General features: G+C 30.5%; 20 protein-coding genes. 14 read left to right on the forward strand and 6 right to left on the reverse strand.

Annotated elements, in window-relative coordinates:
* Positions 1-34 precede the first annotated feature (34 nt).
* Positions 35-1,210 (forward strand): DUF6882 domain-containing protein, encoded by a 1,176-nt coding sequence (locus JOP69_RS15735; protein WP_203391858.1) that lies wholly within the window; start codon positions 35-37, stop codon positions 1,208-1,210.
* Between the two features lie 7 nt (positions 1,211-1,217).
* Entirely contained in the window at positions 1,218-2,708 is a 1,491-nt protein-coding gene (locus JOP69_RS15740) for a M48 family metallopeptidase (protein WP_203391859.1), read from the forward strand.
* A 228-nt stretch (positions 2,709-2,936) separates the two neighbouring features.
* Here the strand turns inward: JOP69_RS15740 and JOP69_RS15745 are convergent, their stop codons facing one another.
* The 3 genes from JOP69_RS15745 to JOP69_RS15755 form a co-directional block, all read right to left on the reverse strand.
* A complete protein-coding gene (locus JOP69_RS15745; protein WP_203391860.1) occupies positions 2,937-6,539 on the reverse strand; it encodes a methylmalonyl-CoA mutase family protein in 3,603 nt (1,200 codons plus the stop codon).
* 62 nt (positions 6,540-6,601) lie between these two features.
* Positions 6,602-7,267, reverse strand: coding sequence for a M15 family metallopeptidase (locus tag JOP69_RS15750; RefSeq protein WP_252191132.1), 666 nt, complete (start codon positions 7,265-7,267; stop codon positions 6,602-6,604).
* Between the two features lie 107 nt (positions 7,268-7,374).
* Positions 7,375-7,698, reverse strand: coding sequence for a hypothetical protein (locus JOP69_RS15755; protein WP_203391861.1), 324 nt, complete (start codon positions 7,696-7,698; stop codon positions 7,375-7,377).
* A gap of 414 nt (positions 7,699-8,112) precedes the next feature.
* Between JOP69_RS15755 and JOP69_RS15760 the strand changes: the two genes are divergently transcribed.
* From JOP69_RS15760 to JOP69_RS15780, 5 genes are all read left to right on the forward strand, one after another.
* Positions 8,113-8,655: a DUF4136 domain-containing protein gene (locus JOP69_RS15760; protein ID WP_203391862.1), complete on the forward strand. Its 543-nt coding sequence runs from the start codon at positions 8,113-8,115 to the stop codon at positions 8,653-8,655.
* 59 nt (positions 8,656-8,714) lie between these two features.
* Positions 8,715-8,879 (forward strand): DUF5522 domain-containing protein, encoded by a 165-nt coding sequence (locus tag JOP69_RS15765; RefSeq protein ID WP_203391863.1) that lies wholly within the window; start codon positions 8,715-8,717, stop codon positions 8,877-8,879.
* A 54-nt stretch (positions 8,880-8,933) separates the two neighbouring features.
* Complete coding sequence (locus JOP69_RS15770) at positions 8,934-9,638, forward strand: DUF4197 domain-containing protein (RefSeq protein ID WP_203391864.1); 705 nt, start codon at positions 8,934-8,936, stop codon at positions 9,636-9,638.
* 244 nt (positions 9,639-9,882) lie between these two features.
* On the forward strand, positions 9,883-12,894 hold the full coding sequence (locus JOP69_RS15775; RefSeq protein ID WP_203391865.1) for a TonB-dependent receptor: 3,012 nt from the start codon (positions 9,883-9,885) through the stop codon (positions 12,892-12,894).
* Between the two features lie 18 nt (positions 12,895-12,912).
* Positions 12,913-14,268 carry a RagB/SusD family nutrient uptake outer membrane protein gene (locus tag JOP69_RS15780; RefSeq protein WP_203391866.1) on the forward strand — a complete coding sequence of 452 codons (1,356 nt, stop codon included), beginning with the start codon at positions 12,913-12,915 and terminating at the stop codon, positions 14,266-14,268.
* Positions 14,269-14,363: 95 nt separating this feature from the next.
* Here JOP69_RS15780 and JOP69_RS15785 read toward each other — a convergent pair whose 3' ends face one another.
* Both JOP69_RS15785 and pyrF read right to left on the reverse strand, forming a co-directional pair.
* Positions 14,364-15,146 (reverse strand): ABC transporter substrate-binding protein, encoded by a 783-nt coding sequence (locus JOP69_RS15785; protein WP_203391867.1) that lies wholly within the window; start codon positions 15,144-15,146, stop codon positions 14,364-14,366.
* A gap of 4 nt (positions 15,147-15,150) precedes the next feature.
* Positions 15,151-15,966: an orotidine-5'-phosphate decarboxylase gene (gene pyrF, locus JOP69_RS15790; RefSeq protein ID WP_203391868.1), complete on the reverse strand. Its 816-nt coding sequence runs from the start codon at positions 15,964-15,966 to the stop codon at positions 15,151-15,153.
* A 103-nt stretch (positions 15,967-16,069) separates the two neighbouring features.
* Between pyrF and JOP69_RS15795 the strand changes: the two genes are divergently transcribed.
* The 6 genes from JOP69_RS15795 (at position 16,070) to JOP69_RS15820 (ending at position 19,363) form a co-directional block, all read left to right on the forward strand.
* Positions 16,070-16,564, forward strand: a complete 495-nt coding sequence (locus JOP69_RS15795) for a thioredoxin-like domain-containing protein (protein WP_203391869.1) — start codon at positions 16,070-16,072, stop codon at positions 16,562-16,564.
* 232 nt (positions 16,565-16,796) lie between these two features.
* Positions 16,797-17,555, forward strand: a complete 759-nt coding sequence (gene tpiA, locus JOP69_RS15800) for a triose-phosphate isomerase (protein ID WP_203391870.1) — start codon at positions 16,797-16,799, stop codon at positions 17,553-17,555.
* 79 nt (positions 17,556-17,634) lie between these two features.
* Entirely contained in the window at positions 17,635-18,471 is an 837-nt protein-coding gene (gene prmA / locus JOP69_RS15805; protein ID WP_203391871.1) for a 50S ribosomal protein L11 methyltransferase, read from the forward strand.
* Between the two features lie 10 nt (positions 18,472-18,481).
* Positions 18,482-18,757, forward strand: a complete 276-nt coding sequence (locus JOP69_RS15810) for an ATP-dependent Clp protease adaptor ClpS (protein ID WP_203391872.1) — start codon at positions 18,482-18,484, stop codon at positions 18,755-18,757.
* Positions 18,758-18,791: 34 nt separating this feature from the next.
* Positions 18,792-19,064, forward strand: a complete 273-nt coding sequence (locus JOP69_RS15815; protein ID WP_203391873.1) for a hypothetical protein — start codon at positions 18,792-18,794, stop codon at positions 19,062-19,064.
* Between the two features lie 101 nt (positions 19,065-19,165).
* Positions 19,166-19,363: a hypothetical protein gene (locus JOP69_RS15820; protein ID WP_252191133.1), complete on the forward strand. Its 198-nt coding sequence runs from the start codon at positions 19,166-19,168 to the stop codon at positions 19,361-19,363.
* Positions 19,364-19,629: 266 nt separating this feature from the next.
* On the opposite strand, the gene JOP69_RS15825 is transcribed toward JOP69_RS15820, so the two are convergent.
* Positions 19,630-20,205 (reverse strand): RNA polymerase sigma factor, encoded by a 576-nt coding sequence (locus JOP69_RS15825; RefSeq protein ID WP_249988406.1) that lies wholly within the window; start codon positions 20,203-20,205, stop codon positions 19,630-19,632.
* Positions 20,206-20,326: 121 nt separating this feature from the next.
* On the opposite strand from JOP69_RS15825, the gene JOP69_RS15830 reads away from it, so the two are divergent.
* Positions 20,327-21,505: a FecR family protein gene (locus JOP69_RS15830; protein WP_203391874.1), complete on the forward strand. Its 1,179-nt coding sequence runs from the start codon at positions 20,327-20,329 to the stop codon at positions 21,503-21,505.
* Positions 21,506-21,605 lie beyond the last annotated feature (100 nt).

The raw sequence follows: 21,605 nt of genomic DNA on the forward strand, positions 1-21,605 counted from the left end.
AATACAAAATTAATAAAATTAAAACAATACAATTATGGGACTTAAAGAAAAAAGAATTATCCAAGCATTTCAAAAAGAATTATTTCCAGCGTTAGAAACAGAAATTAATACGGCAGCAGGTTTTACCGTTCCATTAAATATTTCTTGGAACACTTTAATGGAAGATCGATTTTCTCATTTATATAATGATACGTTTCCTAAAATCTATTTTCAACCATTAATAGAAGCTTTTAAAGCTATTTGTGTTGATGATATGGGGATTGAACTTTTAAAAGCCGGATTAAAAGAAGTTGTTATCGTTAATGAAAACGACGAACATAATTTAGACCGTGCAATTACTTTTGAAGAAGGTGTTTTAAAAATTGATCACAGCCCTGTTATGAATGCCGATAATGTAGATCGTAGAACTGCTCGAATTATTTATTTATTAGAAGAAAAGTTAGAAGAATTTGCAGAAGGAACCCCAGAAGCAGCAACAGCTGAAACGGCAACATCTGAAACAGAAAACAAACAAGCAACCACAGATGAACAAGAAAATAAAGTAACTATTGAAGAATTGTACAATCAATCGTTTGTAATTTCTACCGAAAAACAAGAGGTTTTTGGAGAAATGGTAGAAGGTTTAGGTTGGACTTGTGATATCTTAGAAGGTAAATTAACGTATGGAGACGATAAAGTTTTTGATATTCAAGTTTTAGGTACTTATTCAGAAAATGAAAAAAGTTGGCTATGGGCTTGGGGAAATACACAAAGTGGTATTCCAGAAAAGTTTTTACAAACTGCTCTAGCGGCAAAAACGATAGGGGAAGCTTATCAAATTGAAGATTTTACAACATCTAAAAGAGAATTTAGTTCAGATCCTGGAGTTTATTTTTCTACAATTATTTCTGCAATGGCAAAAGAAAGCTGTTATGTGCCATTAACTTTTAAAGGCTTAACTGTTTATGTTACCATTACATCTGCCGAAGCAGATAGTAAAGCTAGAACAGCACCTGCTTTAATATGCTCTCATTTTACAAAGGTTGCTGCAAACTATACGTTTCCTCATAAATACAGTTTGTACTTTTATTTAAAAGGAAAAGGGTATGAAGTAGAATTACCAGGTAACAATATTGTTGCTAAAAAAGGGGATGATCAAATTTTAGGGATTTTCGATTTAAAAGGAAGGTTAATGAAAATTTCTAATTCAAAAATAACAGTTAAAGCCTAAAAATATTATGTCATATATAGCACATACACTTTCAGAATTAGAAAAAGAACATCAAGCGGCTTTAAATACAGCGCAAGAAAAGATGTTAACCGATTTAAATGATGCACAAGCATCAGGAAATTTCGATAAAATACAAGAAGCTAGTATTGTTTTTCAAAATTTAACAACAGAATTAGCAGCAGAATATACGAAACGTATAGAAGAGATAAATGCTTTAAATCATAAAGCAGAAGCAGAAACTGTAGAAGGAATCTATACAAATAATAGGGCTGATATCGACTTAAACTTATTAGTTTATGATGGCGATAGAGATTATGTTATTGCTTTTCAACAAGACGATTTAATACAAAAAACGTTAGAAAAAGTAAATAAGAATAGTGGTAAATTTAAGTCTAGAAAGCATTTGTTAAAATCTAGTTTAAGGTTAACAAAAACCTTAGCGCCAATGCTTCATGAAATAGGAGAGCATTGTAAAAAAACGTTAATGCTTAAAGCAGATATTGAGTTTTTTGTGTACCAAGGAGATACTTTTAACGCTTCTTGTTATCCGCCAGACGATAATAAATTATACATTATTTTATCATCCGGAATTTTAGAACGTTTCTCTAAAGAAGAATTAACTTTTGTAGTTGGTCATGAAATAGGACATGTGCTTTTTGAACATTTCGATTATCCTGTAAGACAAATTTTAGATACTGGTGAAAATGATTTAGCTCCAATTCACGCAATGAAATTATATGCTTGGAACAGAAATGCAGAAATTAGTGCTGATAGAGCAGGCTTGTTATGTTGTCAAAATTTTGAAGCTGTAGGGCGTACTTTCTTTAAATTATCATCTGGTGTAACCACAGATTCTTTAGATTTTCAACTAAATGCCTACATAGAACAATTTGTAGATTTAGAAGAAGTTTTGAATGATTCTAATTTAGATCCTTCAGACTGGTATAGCACTCATCCTTTCAGTCCGTTAAGAATTAAAGCTTTAGAACTTTTTAATAAAAGTGAAACGTATGCTGCTTTTAATACATCTGTTTCAGGTGAAATTACAGAAGAGGCTATGGAGGTTGAAATTAAAAGAATTATGTCTTTAATGGAACCGGAAAATTTAGAGGATGAAAGCGAACATTCAGAGAAAATACAACGTTTAATGTTTTTAGGAGGCTATTTAATTTCCAATGCAGATGGTGTTGTAGATGATTCTGAAATACAAGCCTTAAGCAGTATTGTGGCTCCCAAAGTTTTTGCCAACTGCATGATGACCATAAAAGGGCTTACAGAAGATGAAATGATTAGCGAAGTACAACAACTTACCAAAGATTTAGATGTTGTGTTGTCTGTAATGCAAAAGCTAAATATTTTAAGAGATTTATCTATTATTTCTTATGCCGATGGAGAAATAGATGATAGCGAAGTAAATGTTTTGTACAACTTAGCAAGGCTTTTATATATCAATACAGATTTTATAGATCGTGTTATTGGTGATGCGCAAGGAGTTTAAAAAGTAATTTTAAAATACTGTTTAAGAGTTGGGGGATTCTTACTACAGTTAATTAGAAAGGTGGTAATTTTATATTGCTGCCTTTTTTTAAAACTCTAAACATTCTAAAACTTCTAGTTTTGGTAATCTTTTCGAACACACTATTAACAAAAATGGTAGATTTATTTAAATCAAAAAAAATCCGCATATAATTTATGCGGATTTTTATTTTTATAAAGAAATTACCTTCTACATATTTCTTCTATACTGTCCGCCAACTTTAAACAACGCTTCCGTAATTTGTCCTAAAGAACACACTTTGGTAGCTTCCATTAATTTATCAAATAAATTTTCATTTTTAATTGCTGCTTCTTGTAAAATTGCAATTTGCTGTTCAACTTTCTTCGGATTTATTTTGTTGAGGTTTTCTTTCGTTTTAATTTGATGTTGCTTTTCTGTTTCCGTTGCTCTAATAATTTCTGCTGGCTGAACTGTTGGAGATCCTTTAGAACTTAAAAAAGTATTTACACCAATAATAGGGAATGCTCCATTGTGCTTTAAAGTCTCATAGTACAAACTTTCTTCCTGTATTTTAGAACGCTGATACATGGTTTCCATAGCGCCTAAAACGCCACCACGTTCTGTAATTCTATCAAATTCTTCTAAAACTGCAGCTTCTACTAAATCGGTCAATTCTTCAATAATAAATGCACCTTGTATTGGGTTTTCATTCTTTGTTAAACCTAATTCTTTATTGATAATTAATTGAATTGCCATCGCTCTTCTTACGGATTCTTCAGTCGGCGTTGTAATGGCTTCATCATAGGCGTTTGTGTGTAGAGAATTACAATTATCATTAATGGCATACAATGCTTGTAATGTTGTTCTAATATCATTAAAATCAATTTCTTGTGCGTGTAAAGAACGACCAGAAGTCTGAATATGATACTTTAACATTTGAGCTCTTGGGTTTGCGCCGTATTTGTTTTTCATGGCTTTTGCCCAAATTTTACGCGCAACTCTTCCTATTACAGAATATTCAGGGTCAATTCCGTTAGAGAAAAAGAAAGATAAATTGGGGCCGAATTTATTAATATCCATTCCTCTACTTAAATAATATTCTACATAGGTAAATCCGTTAGACAATGTCAACGCCAATTGCGTAATTGGGTTTGCACCGGCTTCTGCAATATGATATCCAGATATAGAAACCGAATAAAAATTTCTCACTTGTTTTTCAATAAAATATTCTTGTACGTCACCCATTAATCGCAACGCAAATTCTGTAGAAAAAATACACGTATTCTGTGCTTGATCTTCTTTTAAAATATCTGCCTGTACCGTTCCTCTAACTTGAGTTAATGTGTCTTTTTTTATTTGTTGATAAACCTCAGAAGGTAAAATCAAATCTCCGGTTAAACCTAAAAGCATTAAACCTAAACCATTATTTCCTTCAGGTAATTCACCTTGGTATTTTGGTCTTTCTAAACCTTTTAAATCATAAAATTCTATAAAAGTAGCTTCAACTTGTGTTTCTAATTTGTTTTCGATAATGTATTTCTCGCAATTTTGATCAATCGCAGCATTCATAAAAAAACCTAACAACATTGGTGCTGGTCCATTGATGGTCATAGAAACAGAAGTCATATGATGACTTAAATCAAAACCAGAATATAATTTTTTTGCATCGTCTAAACAACAAATTGAAACGCCTGCATTACCAATTTTTCCATAAACATCAGGTCTTTTCCCTGGATCATTTCCATATAAGGTAACCGAATCAAAAGCTGTAGAAAGGCGTTTTGCATCCATTCCTAAACTTACGTAATGAAATCTTCTGTTTGTTCTTTCTGGACCACCTTCACCAGCAAACATTCTTGTTGGGTCTTCACCAGTTCTTTTAAACGGATATAATCCTGCGGTGTAAGGGAATTCTCCCGGAACATTTTCTTGTAAATTCCAACGTAATAAATCTCCCCAAGCTTTGTATTTGGGTAAAGCTATTTTAGGAATTTGAGTGTGCGAAAGTGATTCACTATGCGTTTCTATATTAATTTCTTTATCACGTACTTTAAACGTATAAATTGCGTTTTTATATTTCTGAACTTTCTCATCCCAGTTTAAGATAATTTCCCAATTTAAAGGATGGAGGTTTAGTTTTACTTTTTCGAATTGGTTCAGCAATAATTTTAAGAAGAATGCTTGAGATTCCTCGTCAGTCGTTCCTCCTTCTGTCGGAATGACATTGGACTTGTCATTCTGAACTTGTTTTAGGATCTCGTCGCTATTTAGTCCTGTTTTAGTAAGAAGAGATTGCTTCGTTCCTCGCAATGACGTATTATTTTCTGTAATAGATAATATCGTTTGATAAATTCCATATAATTTTTGAGCAACCACAACCTGTTTATCAACATTTAAATCATACGTTCTATTGCTTTCTGCTATTTCAGATAAATACCGAACTCTAGCAGGCGGAATTACAAAGATTTTTTCAGACATTTCTGTGGTAATTTCCATGCTCGACTTTAAATCTACGCCAGTTTTTTCAACCAACTTGTCCATAATACTTTTGTATAAAGTATTCATTCCTGGATCGTTAAATTGAGAAGCAATCGTTCCATAAACAGGTAAATCATCTTGGTGAATGTGCCAAAGATTGTTGTTACGCATGTACTGTTTTTTCACATCTCTAACAGCATCTAAAGCACCACGTTTATCAAACTTATTAATGGCAACTAAATCCGCATAATCTAGCATATCAATCTTTTCTAATTGCGTTGCAGCGCCAAATTCCGGAGTCATTACATACAAAGAAGTATCAGAATGTTCTGTTATTTCGGTGTCAGATTGTCCAATTCCGGAAGTTTCTAAAATAATTAAATCGAATTCAGCAGCTTTTAAAACGTCAATAGCTTCGTTTACATTTTTTGATAAAGCCAAATTAGATTGTCTTGTAGCTAAAGAACGCATATAAACACGAGAATTATTTATAGAATTCATTCTAATTCTATCTCCTAAAAGTGCGCCTCCTGTTTTTCTTTTTGATGGATCAACAGAAATGATTCCGATTGTTTTCTCTGGAAAATCAATTAAAAATCGACGGACTAATTCGTCAACTAAACTAGATTTTCCTGCTCCACCAGTTCCAGTAATTCCTAGCACGGGAGAAGAGGCCTCTCCCGACTTCCCTGAAGGGGAGGAGTTCCAATCTTTGTTGAAAATTTTTGTAAAATCTGTGTGGTTATTTTCTGCAAGAGAAATTAACCTTGCAATTGTATTTACGTCTTTGTTTTTTAAGTTTTCTAAAACTTTGTCGCTTCCCATTCCTAGTAACCAAGAACCATCCTCATTACAAATTTTTTCAACATTTTTTAAGTCAGATTGGAGTTCCTTCCCTTTGGGAAGGTTAGGATGGGCTTCTTCTGTTTTTTGCACTAAATCATTTATCATTCCTTGCAAACCTAATGCTCTACCATCATCTGGAGAATAGATTTTTGTAATTCCGTAATCCATTAATTCCTTTATTTCTTTAGGAAGAATTACACCGCCACCACCTCCAAAAATTTTAATAGGTCCAGCTCCTTTTTCGTGCAATAAATCAAACATGTATTTAAAATACTCATTATGTCCGCCTTGGTAAGATGTAATTGCAATAGCATTTACATCTTCTTGAATGGCACAGTTTACCACCTCTTCTACAGATCTGTCATGACCTAAATGAATAACTTCCACGCCAGTGGCTTGAATAATTCTACGCATAATATTTATAGAAGCATCATGTCCGTCAAAAAGAGCAGCAGCAGTTACAATACGTACTTTGTGTTTTGGTTTGTATGGTAGAATTTGTTTCATTCGTAATATTTGTATAGAATTAGTACTGCAATTTAGTGAATTATTAAAAAAGATGTAAGTTTTTAGTTTTTTATTGATTTTTTGATAATTTCCGGATTAATTCCATTTACATAATTTTTAATAACATTTAATTCTTTGGCGTAAGAATAACCTTTAAAACCGTTAATGTCTTTTAGTTTGATGTTGGCATTGTAAAACTTTACATATAATGATGAAAGCGGAAGGTAAGTCCAATGCCATTTTTCTTCACTATACCCCGTTCTTCCATTTTCTTTGGAAGTATACACTTGATAAAAACCATATTTTTGAGCATTTTTAAGCAACCAATTATATTCTTTTAGCCCTTTTCCTTTTGTAAAATAAGAATTATTAAGGTTGTTGATATCAATATCGGTTCCCCAATGATGACGAGAAGTAGAAGGCATAGAACTAAATTCTAAAATCTTTTTTGCTCTTTTTAAAGGAGGAATGTTTTTATATTTTTCATTCCATTTATAATCCCAAATACGTTTTTGGTATTCAAAATTTCTAGTTCCTGATATTATTTTTAAGGAAACTCCATCTTTTAGAGCAGCATCATTCATTTGTAAAAAAGCAGTCAATACTTCTTTTCGTACATAGATGTTTTTTGATGCGTTTTCTTTAGGAACCATAGCAAAGTCTATATTTTTAGAATAATCAAATTTTCCCAATACATAATTTGAATTTAGGTATTTTGGAAATTTCAATATTGAGGCTTTTTTCTTTGAAACGTCAACCGTTTGTATGGCTATTTTCTTTGGTGCTGGCTTGCAGCCATTAAAACATCCGAAGAAAAAAAACACAACAGTTAGTTTTATAAGTATTTTATAAATGCCCAAAATTTTCTATTTTTTATGTAGTTAAAATTATTTTCATTTTGATAAGCTTCACGTTCTAAACTTAAATTTTTATAGGCAAGATATCCATTTTTATGTTTTAAAAATTTAAAAATCCATTCTAAACTATAAAAAATATAGAAGAATATGAGTAACAATTCAGCTTGTTGTTTTAAATGTATTTTTTCATGATTTACCAAAACTTTATCGTTTTTTAAATCTTCCTTTTTTAGAAAAATAAAAGGAAATAAGGTGATGCCTACAAAACCTTTTGGTATTAGAAATTTAGCAATTAAAATCATTTATTAAAGTTAAACAATAATCATAACAAAATAAATATATTTGTGTAAACTTCTTTTTAAAAGATGATTAAAGAAAAAGTCTTTATTTAGTTTTATAATTGTCAATCAAACATAGAAGCATCAATAGATTTTAAAAGCGGTGTGTTTTATTTGTTATACGATTCATGTTGCTTGTTAATTAGAGTTTTACGAGTGGTTTGGCATGTTTATTGCTTGTAATAAGAAGTGTAGAAGCATTTATAAATTACATTTTTAGAAAGTAAACAATGTAGTTTTAAGAAGATGTTTGACAAATAATAAGGTAATCTTGTAAACCTTTTGAAATGTAATATAAGTTGTAAAATATTTATTTGTTACGCTTCTTAATTTAGTAGATGATGCCATAATCGATTCAATAATTTAAAAACACATCTCATGAAAAAACTATTTTTATTTCTGTTAAGTACAGCGCTTTTAACTTCGTGTAGTGCGATAAAAGTTACTACAGATTATGATAGCAAGGTAGATTTTAATCAATATAAAACCTTTGCTTTTTACAAACCAGGAATTGATAAAGCAGAAATTTCCGATTTAGATAAAAAACGAATTTTACGAGCTATTGAGTCAGAATTATTAACTCAAGGGTTTACTAAATCCGATAATCCGGACATGTTGGTGAGTATTTTTACTAAATCTAGAGAAAAAGTAAACGTAAATCAAAATAATGGTTTTGGCTATGGCTACGGTTGGGGTTGGAGCCCATGGATGATGGGAGGTATGAATAATAATATTAATGTTTCTCAATATACAGAAGGTACTTTGTTTATTGATTTTATTGATAAAAAGAAAAAAGAATTAATTTGGCAAGGAATAGGAACTGGGGCTTTAAAACTTCAGAATAGAGAAAAAAAAGAGGCTAGAATTAAAGAGTTTGTAAAAGAGATTATTTCTAGATTTCCTCCAGGAAAAGAAAAATAAAAGTTTAAAAAGCGTTCTTAGGAACGCTTTTTTAATGGATTAAAAACTATTTTTGTAGTGTGTATAATAAAAGAATAGAATTAGAAGAAGGTGATTTTTATGTAAACGAACAAGGTTATAAAGTGTTTACAGAAAAGTTTCATCTAAAAAGAGGTCATTGCTGTAAAAGTGGGTGTAAACATTGCCCTTATGGTTATGATAAAAAAACAGATAGTTTTAAGTAAATAGTGACTTTTAAAGGGAAATAGTTTCCAAAGAGTAGATAAGATATGATAAAAATGATAAAAAGAATTTTAGTTTTAGTAATTGCAATTCAGTTAGTAGGATGTGCAGAATTACAAAAAGTAGCAAACCAAGTTTCACAAAGTACAGGTTTAAGTCAAGAGCAAATAGGTAATGGTTTGCGTGAGGCTTTAGATAAAGGAATAAAGGATCAAGTTTCTAAATTAACTGCAACAAACGGGTTTTATAAAAACGATTTGGTAAAAATTATGTTGCCAGAAGAACTACAAGCTGTAGACAAAGGTTTACGTAAAGTAGGTTTAAGTAATTTGGCAGATGAGGGAATTAAAGTTTTAAACAGAGCGGCAGAAGATGCTGTAAAAACGGCAACTCCAATTTTTGTGAATGCAGTAAAAGATATGACGTTTGCAGATGCTAAAACAATTCTTTTAGGAGACCAAAATGCTGCAACTTCTTATTTACAGGGTAAAACAACCGATAATTTAACGGCTAGTTTTAGTCCAGTAATTAAAAACTCTTTTTCTAAAGTAGGGGCAGATAAAGTTTGGAGTAACTTAATTAGTAAGTATAATTCTATTCCTTTTGTAAAGAGTGTAAATCCAGATTTAACACAGTATGTTACCAATCAAGCCTTAAAAGGTGTTTTTACAATGATTGAAGTTGAAGAAAAAGGAATTAGAGAAAATGTAGGTTTACGCAGTACTGCGTTATTAAAGCAGGTGTTTGCGTTGCAAGATTAAGAATATAGAAAATAAATAACATATTTTAAAAAAGACTCTGCTTTTTACAAAGCAGAGTCTTTTTTGTTTGTATTTTTTAGCTAACGGCTCCTCATTATGGAATTATCATCAAAATTACCATATTAGTGTATTATATTCTCTTTATTATTAATTTTATTGAATTATTTTTAAATAAATTAACATTTCCCTTTTTATTTTAAGAAAATTTTAAGATGTTTGACATAATTAATTCAAATAAGATATAATGGAGAGAAGAATTTTAAAAGCATCCCTAACACTATTTTTAGGGTTTATTGTGCAAATTACTTTCGCGCAAAAGAAAACTGTTTCTGGTACTGTTTCAGATGCGTCAGGAAAACTACCTGGAGTAAGTGTAGCTGTTAAAGGTACTAGTACAGGTACAGAAACTGATTTTGAAGGTAATTATGCTATTTCTGTCACCGAAGGAGATATTTTGGTGTTTAGCTATTTAGGCTATAAACCAAATCAAAAAAAAATAGGTAAGTTTAGCAAATTTAACGTAGTGTTAAAGGAGGGTAGCAGTGAGTTAGATGAAGTTGTTATTGTTGGATATGGTACTCAAAGCAAGAGAAAATTAACAGACAATATTGTAAAATTAAGTTCAGATGATATTGCAGATGTGCCTACACCTAGTGTTATGAATTCATTAGCAGGTAAGGCTGCTGGTGTTCAAATTAGCCAAACAAATGGTAAGGTAGAAGGTGGTCTAAATTTTAGAATTAGAGGGCAGTCTAGTATTAGTGCAGGTTCAGATCCTTTGTATGTTTTAGATGGAATTCCATTAATAAACAGCAATGAGTCTAATAATGGGTCTCCAACAAATCCATTATTAACTTTGAGTCCTAATGAGATAGAATCTATAGATATTTTAAAAGATGCTTCTTCGGCAGCAATTTATGGAGCAAGAGGAGCAAATGGAGTTGTGCTTATTACAACGAAGTCTGGTAAAGAAGGAAAAGCAAAGTTTTCTGTAAATATCTCTAATGGAGTAAGTGAAAAAGCAAACTCTAGAGATTGGTTAAATGCAGAACAATATGTTGAGTTGTTTTTAGAAGCTGGAAAAAATGGGTTAGCCACTGGTGGTTGGCCAGCAGAAGGCTATGTAGAAGAAAGATTAGATAGATATTCTAATAATACATGGAGAGAAGGAACTTATGATACCGATTGGCAAGACCTTGCGTTAGTTAAAGGATATACTAGAGATGCAGATTTTTCTATTTCTGGAGGAGATGCAAAAACTACTTATTTCTTTTCTGGAGCATATAACGATACAAAAGGGATTGTTAGAGGGAATGAATTGAACAGAATTAGTTCACGTTTAAACATTACTCATAAATTAACAGATAAATTTTCTGCAGGAATGAACTTAAGTTTCTCTAGAACGGATATTGATAGAATTGGAAATGATAATGCATTTGTATCGCCATTACAAGCAATTGCTCTTGCGCCAATTTCTCCTGATTTTGTAGATGGAGAGCCTTTTGCAAACACAACGTATGCAAATTTTTTATTACAAGATAAGCATGCTTATTACAATACAATTATTAGAAGAGTAACAGGTAAGGTTTTTGCGGCATATCAATTTACTGATAACTTAAAATTTAATTCAGATTTTGCATATGATCTATATTCTCAGACAGAAGATAGTTTTACAGGAAGTTTAGCTCCTTTTCAATCTACAAACGGAGAGGCTTATGCTTCTAACGTTAATACAGAGAACTATATTTTTAGTAATTATTTGAGCTATAATAAAACTTTTGGAGAAAATCATGATTTAGATATTATTCTTGGTACAGAATTAAATAAAAGTAAAAGAAGATTTAACAGTGTTACTGGTCAACAATTTCCAACAGACGATTTTCAAACAATAAGTTCAGCTGCAGAAATTACTGCAGGTTCTGGTAGTTTTACAGAATATGCTTTTGTTTCTTATTTTACTAGAGCAACTTACGCTTATAAAGATAGATATTTATTTAAAGCAAGTTTTAGAAGAGATGGTTCTTCAAGATTTGGTAGTGATTCTAGATTTGGTGTTTTTCCTGCTTTTTCTGCAGGTTGGATTCTTTCTGAAGAAAACTTTTTATCAGAGAGTTCTGCAATATCTTTCTTAAAGTTAAGAGCTAGTTACGGTCAAGTAGGAAATGCAGAAATAGGGAATTTTGCTTCTAGAGGTTTATTTGGTGGAGTTTCATACAATCAAAAACCAGGTATTGCCCCAACTCAAGCAGGTAATAATGAGTTAAGTTGGGAAACATCAGACCAAAGTGATGTTGCAATAGAATATGGGCTTTTTAACGGAGTACTTTCAGGAGAAGTAGCATATTATGTAAAAGATACAAAAGAGTTATTATTTGAGCAGCCTTTGCCTTTATCTTCTGGAGCACCAGAGCAAGGGGGGATTAATAATAATATTGGTAGAATGAAAAGTGATGGTATTGAATTCTCTATAACTTCTAAAAACATTCAAACAAAGGATTTAAAATGGACTACAAGTTTTAATATTGGAACAAATAATAATGAGATAATTGAATTACCAGATGGGCAAGATGTTGTTAACGGTCAGAATATTTTAAGAGAAGGAGAAGCTGTAAATTCTTTATATCTTATAGAGTATGCTGGTGTAGATGTTGATAATGGAGATGCGTTGTATTATTTAAATACAGATGATGGAAGTGGAAGCTTAGATAGAGGTACTACAAACGATTCTAATGCTGCAAGTAGAGTTGTAGCAGGAAATCCTTTTCCAGAAGTTATAGCAGGTCTTACAAATACTGTTCTTTATAAAGATTTCGATTTTACAATGACTTTTCAAGGAGAATGGGGAGCAAGTATTTATAATGGTGGAGGACGTTTTCAATCTGCAAATGGAGACTGGTTTGATAATCAAACAGTAGATCAATTAGATAGATGGCAAAACCCAGGTGATATAACAAATGTACCACAAGCAAGATTAGGTGCTGGTAATGGTACAAGTCATTCTACAAGATTTTTAGAAAAAGGAGATTTTATTAGACTTAGAAACATAACATTAGGGTATTCAATTCCTCAATCAGTAATTGCTAAAATGGGATTATCTAAGTTAAGACTATATTTTAGTGGTCTTAATTTGTTAACAATAACAGATTATACAGGTTATGATCCAGAATCTAGAAGTGATGCAGGTGGTGTAGGTCAAACCTTCTATTCTGCTCCTGCAGCAAAAACGCTTTCAATAGGTCTTAACGTAACTTTTTAATTTAAAAACTTTATAAAAATGAAAATAATAAAATATACATTAATTTTAGTTTTATTTTTTACAACTATTAGTTGTGAAAAAGAGCTAGATATTGAGCCAGCACAAAGTATATCTTCAGAAAAGGCATTGTCTACAGAAGATAATGTTCTTAATATTTTAGTAGGTACGTATACAGAGGCCGGAGAAGATGCAACATTTGGAGGTAGAACTCAGATAATTGCAGATTTGTTAGGAAACACAACTCAAATGAGTTGGGGTGGTACTTTTGTAGATCCAAGGCAATTTAATTCTAAAAGTGTTTTAGTAGACAATGCTTTTGTAGAAGAAGTTTGGGGAAATTCTTATGAAGTAATTAACCAAGCAAATTTAGTTATAGATAATTTAGAGGTAATAACAAATGGTGCTGCAGATATTGCAGAAGGAGAGGCTAAATTTTTAAGAGCTTTAATGTATTTTGATTTAGTTCGTCATTTTGGTAAACCTTATGTAGCGGGAGCAAGCAATACTCAGTTAGGTGTGCCTTTACGTTTAAATGGTATTATTGATTATGGTATAGATTTATCAATTGCTAGAAGTACTGTTGAAGAAGTTTACACTCAGATTATAACTGATTTAAATGATGCTTTTTCTAAATTACCAGCAACTAATGATGTTTATGCAGATAAATATGCAGCAGAAGCTTTATTGGCTAAAGTATATTTTCAACAAGGTAATTATGCAGCGGCAAGAGATGCCGCAGATGATGTAATATTATACAGTGGTCATACTTTAGCGCCAACTTATAGTGGTGCTTTTAACAATGATGTTGATAGTGTAGAAGATCTTTTTGCTTTTCAAGTAACGTCTCAAGGTGGCGATAATGATTTTATTACATTTTATGCTTCGCAAGATTTTGGAGGTAGACAGGGAGATATTGATTTACAAATAGGTTTTTTCAATTTGTTTGATGATGCTGCAAATGATGAAAGATATAGTTTTACATATGTTAGTTCAGATACTGGTGGAACTTTAACATCAAAGTATACAAATCAGTTTGCCAATATTTCTGTTTTAAGAATTGCAGATATGCATTTAGTGAGAGCAGAGTCTAACTTTAGAGAAGGTACAAGTGTAGGTTTACCTCCTTTAGATGAAGTTAATGCTGTTAGAGCAAGATCTAACGCGAGTGCTTTAATTGCATTAACTTTAGATGTATTGTTTAATGAAAGACAATTAGAGTTGTCTTTTGAAGGTCAATTAATTCATGATATAAAGAGAACTCAAAAAAATGTTGGTGCTTTGTCTTTTGATGCAGAAGAATTAATATTACCTATTCCTCAGGCAGAAATGGATACAAATAATTTAATGTTTCAGAATACAGGATACGTTAAATAGTATAATACTAATGATAAAAAAGAAAGGCTATTTTTAATTAAATAGCCTTTCTTTTTTATACTTAATTGTGGTATCTCTACTATATCACGATTACTTTAATGAAGCGTTTTAAAGTATTCAAAAGCTTTAATTAATCTACTTCCATACCAAGAAAACATTTCTCCATCAACCAATACTGCTTTTGCTTGGTGCGTGTAATTTTCTATTTCTAAAATGTGTTCTTTCTTAAAAGGGTATGGTTCAGAAGACAATAAGATGAAATCTAGGTTTGTGTTTAGTTTCATTTCTTCTAAATCGATTTCTGGATAACGTTCTTTATTTTGATAAATATTATCAAACTTGTTTAATGCTAACAAATGATTAATAAAAGTGTTATTTCCTACGGCCATCCAAGGATCTTTCCAGATAAAATAGACTGCTGTTTTTGTTTCTTTATGCGTAATGAATTCCTTGAAATTAGTGAATTCATAATTGATCTTTTCAATAATTTCTGAGGCTTTTTTTTCTACCGAAAATATGTGTCCGTATTGTTTTATAAGCGCTAAATTATCATCAACCGTAAAGATATCAGAAACATGCGTGGTTGCAATTTCTTCGCAGATTTTTACAATTTCTTTTGAGTTTTCTTCTTTGTTGCAAAGTATAATATCAGGCTGTAAAGCCTTTATTTTATCAATATTTATGCTTTTTGTTCCGCCAACAATTGTTTTGGTTTCTTTTAAGAGAGCAGGATGTATACAAAATTTTGTAATGCCAACAATAGCATCTTCTAAGCCTAAATCTACCAATAATTCGGTTAAACTAGGTACAAGACTAATAATACGTTTTGGCGTTTTATCAAACGTTAAAATTCGTGCTATTTGGTCTTGAAGTTTCATGTAATTATTTTGCTAAAATAGTTGCCATTTCTTGTTGTAATTCTTCAGCTTTTAAAGCTGCATTTTTTGCAAAACTTTCATCTTTAGAAGCGTAAATAATACCTCTAGATGAGTTAATAAGCAAGCCAATATTTTCTGATAAACCATATTTACAAACATCTTGCAAGTTTCCGCCTTGTGCGCCAACACCCGGAACTAAAAGAAAAGAATTAGGAATAATTTTTCTAATTTCTGCAAAATATTCTGCTTTTGTAGCACCAACAACATACATTAAGTTTTCAGAGTTTTTCCATCCTTTAGAAGTCTCTAAAACCTCTTTATATAATTCTCTACCATTTACCTCTTTGGTTTGAAAATCGAAAGCACCTTCATTAGAAGTTAATGCCAACATAATGGTATGTTTATTTTTAAAAGCTAAAAATGGCTCTACAGAATCTTTTCCCATATAAGGTGCAACGGTAACAGAATCGAACGCTAAGTCTTCTAAAAAAGCTTTTGCATACATGGTAGAAGTGTTACCTATATCTCCACGTTTTGCATCTGCAATTGTGTAAATCTCTGGGTAATTTGTATTTAAATACTGAATCGTTTTTTCAAGTGATTGCCATCCTTTTATTCCGTAGGCTTCATAAAAAGCAGTATTAGGTTTGTAGGCAACACATAAATGATGCGTGGCATCGATAATTGCTTTGTTAAAGGCAAAAATAGGATCTTCTTCTTTTAAAAGATGAGGTGGAATTTTATTCAAATCCACATCTAATCCAATGCATAAAAATGATTTTTTCTCTTTAATTTGGGCAATAAGTTCTTGTGTTGTCATTTGTTTTGTAAAAGTTACGCAAAAGTAGGTATTTTTGTTTTTAAATAAAGCGTCTAATTGTAAGTATTGGAAATTTTAGATGACAAAAAATAAAAAATAATTCATGTTCAAAAAAATATCATTTCTAATTTTAGTATCAATTTTAGTGAGTTGTAATTTCGAAAAACCAACCGAATTTTCAGAAGAAGCGCTCAATGAAAAAGTATATAATTTAAACGATGAGGTTGCTACGTTTCAAGAAGTTATCAATCAACATAAAGGGAAAAAGATTTTAATTGATGTTTGGGCTTCTTGGTGCAGAGATTGTATAAAAGGAATGCCAAAAGTAAAAGAATTACAAGCGAAGTTTCCAGAAGTAGTTTATTTGTTTTTATCTGTTGATGAGAAAAAAGGTTCATGGAAAAGAGGTGTAAAACGTTACAATGTTATTGGAGAACATTACAATTTACCAAAAGGAATGAAAACGGGAGATTTGGTTGGTTTCTTAAATCTTAGTTGGATTCCGAGATATGTCGTTGTTAATGAAAACAGGAAGATATTGTTATTTAAAGCAACAGAAGCTTCCGATAATGCAATGATAGAAGCTTTGCGAAATTAAAAGATTCCAGGTTCGTTTAAAGATTTTGATTGATCGTATAAAGGAGTTTATTAGCTTCATTTTACGCATAGATAGCAGTCTAAAGTGTTTTTTATGTACTTCAAATTATTTAGAAAAAACGTTATCGTAACTATTTGCGTTTCTATGTGTTTTTTGTCTTTTCATTTCTTAAATTTACATCCAAATTAATAAAAACATTAACAAGGACCTTTTAGGTTATAAAATAATAATTATGAGAACAAAAATAGTAGCAGGTAACTGGAAAATGAACAATGATAAGAAAGAGAGTAAAAAACTTATCAAAGATTTAAAAAAAGCAATTAAAAAAGAGAAATTAAAAAATACTCGTGTAATTGTTGCTCCTACTTTTGTAAACTTATCAGCATCAATAAAAGCAGCAGACGGTTCTGCAATTGAAGTTGTTGCTCAAAATATGCACCAAGCTAAAAATGGCGCTTATACCGGAGAGATTTCTGCAGATATGTTAAAAGCAATCGGAATTAAAACGGTTATTTTAGGACATTCTGAAAGAAGAACTTATTTTAATGAAACAGATGAATCATTAGCAGCAAAAGTGGATGCTATTTTAAAAAATGATTTAGAAACAATTTTTTGTTTTGGAGAATTGTTAGAAGATAGAAAATCTGAAAACCATTTTGCAGTAGTAGAAAGCCAAATTTCTAATGCATTATTTCATTTAGGAGCAGATGCTTGGAAAAGCATTATTTTGGCATACGAGCCAGTTTGGGCAATTGGTACAGGAGAAACGGCAAGTGCAGAACAAGCGCAAGAAATGCATGCTTTTATTAGAAGTATTGTAGCTAAAAAATACAATAAAGAAGTAGCAGATGCTGTTTCTATCTTATATGGTGGAAGTGTAAAACCTGCAAATGCAGAAGAAATTTTCTCTAAACCAGATGTAGACGGTGGTTTAATTGGTGGAGCAGCATTAAATGTAGATGATTTTACAGGAATTATTAAAGCTATTTAAGCATCGTAATTAAAGATATTTACAATAAATTTGCATCGAGATTTTAAAATCTCGATGCATTTTTTTTTACACGAAGTTTATGGACAATATATATATAGAATACAATTTTACAGTAACCCCAAAAGAACCAGCAACAGAAATTTTAATTGCAGAATTAGGAGAAGTTGGTTTTGAGAGTTTTGTTGAAAATGAAAACGGAGTAACGGCTTACATTCAAAAAGACGATTGGAATGCGGATATTTTAAACGATATTTTTGTCATAAATTCAGAAGAGTTTTCTATAGAGCACAACCACAGTGAAATAGCACAAACTAATTGGAATGCAGAATGGGAAAAGAATTTTTCACCTATTCAGGTGGAAGATATCGTAAGTATTCGTGCACCATTTCATGAAAATCCAAATCTAAAATATGATATTGTAATTGAACCAAAAATGAGTTTTGGTACAGGTCATCATGAAACAACTCACATGATGGTGCAACATTTATTGCAATTAGATTTAGAAGGTAAAAAAACATTAGATATGGGATGTGGAACCGGAATTTTAGCAATTTTTGCTGAAATGAAAGGCGCAACCCCAATAGATGCCATTGATATTGATAATTGGTGTTATGAAAACTCAATAGAAAATGTAGATAGAAATAATTGTAAAAATATTTCGGTTTTTGAAGGAGATGCTTCTCTTTTAATCAATAAAAAATATGATGTGATTATTGCGAACATCAATAGAAATATTTTATTGATGGACATGCAAGCGTACGCTAATTGTTTTAATGATAATGGAATTCTATTATTAAGTGGTTTTTATCAAGAAGATATACCAATTATAGATGCAGAAGTTTCTAAATACAATTTAAAATTAGATACTGTTATAGAAAGAAATAATTGGGTTGCATTAAAATACAATAAATTGTAATTTTGTGATTATGAGTACAAAAGAAAAAATACAAGAAGAGGTTGATGTCTTAGAACAAGAAGTCTTTCAGCATGAAATAGTATTACATAATGATGATGTAAATACTTTTGACCACGTAATAGATTCTTTAGTTAGTGTTTGTGATCATTCATTTGAGCAAGCAGAGCAATGTGCAACCTTGGTTCATTATAAAGGAAAATGCACGGTTAAATCTGGGGAACTTAAAGATTTAGAACCAAGATGTTCTAAATTATTACAATTAGGTTTGTCTGCAGAATTGGTATAATCGAAAAGAATTAATTTCAAAAAAATATCTATTTATGGAAAATGTTTTTAAATATTACGAGTTCTCACCTTTCTTTTTAGATAGATCAGATAGTTTTTCTGGAAATGAAATTAGTTTCACAGAATTAAATGATACCCATTTTTTAATTTTTGAAAAAAATAATGATATTTATAATTTATATGTATCAAGATATCAGCATAAAAAAGAAATTGGTGTTAATGCCCCGCAAATACTAGAGTTATTAGTAGAAAACTACGATAAGAGCATTCCTGAACATCGCTTAATGATTAAGCAATACCTCCATTAAAGTACCATTCATCGAAAATATTTACAGAAAAGGCAATTTTATTTTTTATTTGTAGTGACTTTTATAACTAATATGAGTCATATAGATAAGAAACAATAAATATGATTAAAAAGATTACCCTTATAGTAATAGTTTTTATGGTTCCGTTTTTTGGTTTTAGTCAAACAATGACTCCACCACCTGCAGGACCACCACCACCTCCGGGTTTACCTATAGATAATTTAATAGGTATGTTGTTTCTAATAAGTTTGGGATTGATATACGGATCTAAAAAGATCCTTAAAGATAGTAGTAGTTAGTTTTTATACTAAGTTTGGTTAGACGAAAAGGCCTTGGACATTTGTTCAAGGTCTTTTTTATGCGTAAAAGTTTTATTATTTAAATTAAGTCTAAATAAAAATAATTAGTTATGTTTGCAAAACTATTAAAAGAGCTAGATTATATGTTGATTCATAAAATGGATTTTTTCTTTTAGTAAGGTATAGTAATTAAAATTAGAGAAGTTTAATAAGAACGGAGTATTAAAAATTGAATAAAGGATTCTTTTTAACTAAAAGAATCTTAATTAAATAATTTTATAGAGAACAAATAAAAAGAAATCGTCACCTTTAAAAGCTTTACGTATTTTTTTAAAGGCAGTATGCATGTGAGATTCCACTGTTTTAACAGATATATCTAATTGATCTGCGATTTCTTTATATTTAAGTCCTTGAAATTTATTCATTTTTAAAATTTCTTTACATTTTTCGGGTAAAGATTCAATTACAATTTTTAATTTTGAAATTCGCTGCTCTATTAAATCATCATCATCATTAATTCTATTGCTTAAAGCACGTTCTTTAATTTCATCAAAAAAACTCTCCTTATGTTTTTGTTTTCTATAAGTATCTATATAACTGTTTTGAGTAATTCTGTATAAATAACTTTTAATTGATTTTTCTGTGTTTATTTTTTTTCGATTAGTCCAAAGGGTTATAAAGGTTTGTTGCACTATATCTTCTGCTTCTTGCAAATTGTGCGTAAAACTGAAGGAATAATCTACTAGTTTTTTATAGTAACGATCAAATAATGTTTTAAATGCCTTTTCATCATCTTTTTTTATATTAATAGCTAGTATAGAGTCTTCTATAGGGATTTTCAAAATTGTTTGGGTTAATTTTTTTTTAAAAAAACAAATATGATAAAAATAATTAGATTTTAGCTAAGGGTATTTTGTAAAATCAACGTAATGTTAATATAAATTTAATAAAACAGACAATCTGTTGAAGAAAATAATAATAAAATACATCGCCAATACAATTACAGACCAAGAGTTGGATGCTCTTAAGTTGTGGTTAAAAAAGGAAAAAAATCAAAATACATTTGAGCAATACATAAAAACCTCTTATGATATAGATAGCGCAATGAATAAACCAGATTTAGATGCTGCTTATAAAAAAATAAGGCATTCTATTGATTCTAAAAAGAAATCTAAATTAAGGATTCTCCCCGTTTGGTCTGGATATGCAGCAGCGGCAGTGGTTGTATTTATGTTTTCATACATATATGTTTTTGATAATAAAGAACAACCTGCAGAGGTTTTAAACACATTTGTAACAACTGTAGAATCTGGTGTAGATAAAGCAACTTTAACATTAGATGATGGATCTAATATTATTTTAGAAGCAGGTACAGTTTATAATAATAAGACGGTAGCAAGTAATGGAGAAGAGATTATTTATAAAAAAGAGCAAGAAACAATAATTAATCTTGAAGATAAAGTTGAAACAAATAAGACGGAATCTAAAATAGCTTATAATTATTTAACGACTCCAAGAGGAGGAGAGTTTCAAATTACGTTGGCAGATGGAACGCAAGTTTGGTTAAATTCTGAAACCAAATTAAAATATCCAACAGTATTTAAAAAAGGAGAAACTAGGCAAGTAGAATTGGTTTATGGAGAAGCTTATTTTGATGTATCGTCAAGTAAAAATCATAATGGCGCAACTTTTAAAGTTATTTCTAATTTACAAGAAGTAGAAGTTTTTGGAACAGAGTTTAATATAAAAGCCTACAAAGACGAAGAAAGTGTATATACTACTTTGGCAGAAGGAAAAGTAGCTGTTAGTAATTTTGCTTTTAAAGATAATTTAAAAGTAGGGCAACAATCTATTATTAGTAAATCAACAGGAGAAATTGCTATAAAAACGGTTAACATTTACAATGAAACTGCTTGGAGGTTAGGTTCTTTTTCATTTAAAAATAAAACTTTAAAAGAAATTATGAAAGTTTTATCTAGGTGGTATGATGTTGATATTGTTTTTGAAAATAAAAAATTAGAAACGATTAAGTTTAATGGTCTTTTAAGTAAAAAAATGACACTTGAAGAAATTTTAATTCCGATTAAAAGAAGCTCTAATTTAAATTATACCGTAAACGATAGCAAAATAATTTTAAAATAAAAAAAAAGGGATAAAGTCAATACCGCTCAAAGTACATCGCTTTATCCCCAAAGAAATATTAATTAAAAGATTAACTAATACTTTACAAATTTATGAAAAT

The organism is Polaribacter sp. Q13, from assembly GCF_016858305.2.
In the GTDB taxonomy this organism is placed as follows: Bacteria; Bacteroidota; Bacteroidia; order Flavobacteriales; family Flavobacteriaceae; genus Polaribacter.

Bases quoted from the DNA above. Each gene is read 5' to 3' on its own strand.
- JOP69_RS15735 (WP_203391858.1), top strand. From the start codon at position 35: ATGGGACTTAAAGAAAAAAGAATTATCCAAGCATTTCAAAAAGAATTA.
- JOP69_RS15740 (WP_203391859.1), top strand. From the start codon at position 1,218: ATGTCATATATAGCACATACACTTTCAGAATTAGAAAAAGAACATCAA.
- JOP69_RS15745 (WP_203391860.1), bottom strand. From the start codon at position 6,539: ATGAAACAAATTCTACCATACAAACCAAAACACAAAGTACGTATTGTA.
- JOP69_RS15755 (WP_203391861.1), bottom strand. From the start codon at position 7,698: ATGATTTTAATTGCTAAATTTCTAATACCAAAAGGTTTTGTAGGCATC.
- JOP69_RS15760 (WP_203391862.1), top strand. From the start codon at position 8,113: ATGAAAAAACTATTTTTATTTCTGTTAAGTACAGCGCTTTTAACTTCG.
- JOP69_RS15770 (WP_203391864.1), top strand. From the start codon at position 8,934: ATGATAAAAAGAATTTTAGTTTTAGTAATTGCAATTCAGTTAGTAGGA.
- JOP69_RS15775 (WP_203391865.1), top strand. From the start codon at position 9,883: ATGGAGAGAAGAATTTTAAAAGCATCCCTAACACTATTTTTAGGGTTT.
- JOP69_RS15780 (WP_203391866.1), top strand. From the start codon at position 12,913: ATGAAAATAATAAAATATACATTAATTTTAGTTTTATTTTTTACAACT.
- JOP69_RS15785 (WP_203391867.1), bottom strand. From the start codon at position 15,146: ATGAAACTTCAAGACCAAATAGCACGAATTTTAACGTTTGATAAAACG.
- pyrF (WP_203391868.1), bottom strand. From the start codon at position 15,966: ATGACAACACAAGAACTTATTGCCCAAATTAAAGAGAAAAAATCATTT.
- JOP69_RS15795 (WP_203391869.1), top strand. From the start codon at position 16,070: ATGTTCAAAAAAATATCATTTCTAATTTTAGTATCAATTTTAGTGAGT.
- tpiA (WP_203391870.1), top strand. From the start codon at position 16,797: ATGAGAACAAAAATAGTAGCAGGTAACTGGAAAATGAACAATGATAAG.
- prmA (WP_203391871.1), top strand. From the start codon at position 17,635: ATGGACAATATATATATAGAATACAATTTTACAGTAACCCCAAAAGAA.
- JOP69_RS15810 (WP_203391872.1), top strand. From the start codon at position 18,482: ATGAGTACAAAAGAAAAAATACAAGAAGAGGTTGATGTCTTAGAACAA.
- JOP69_RS15815 (WP_203391873.1), top strand. From the start codon at position 18,792: ATGGAAAATGTTTTTAAATATTACGAGTTCTCACCTTTCTTTTTAGAT.
- JOP69_RS15820 (WP_252191133.1), top strand. From the start codon at position 19,166: ATGATTAAAAAGATTACCCTTATAGTAATAGTTTTTATGGTTCCGTTT.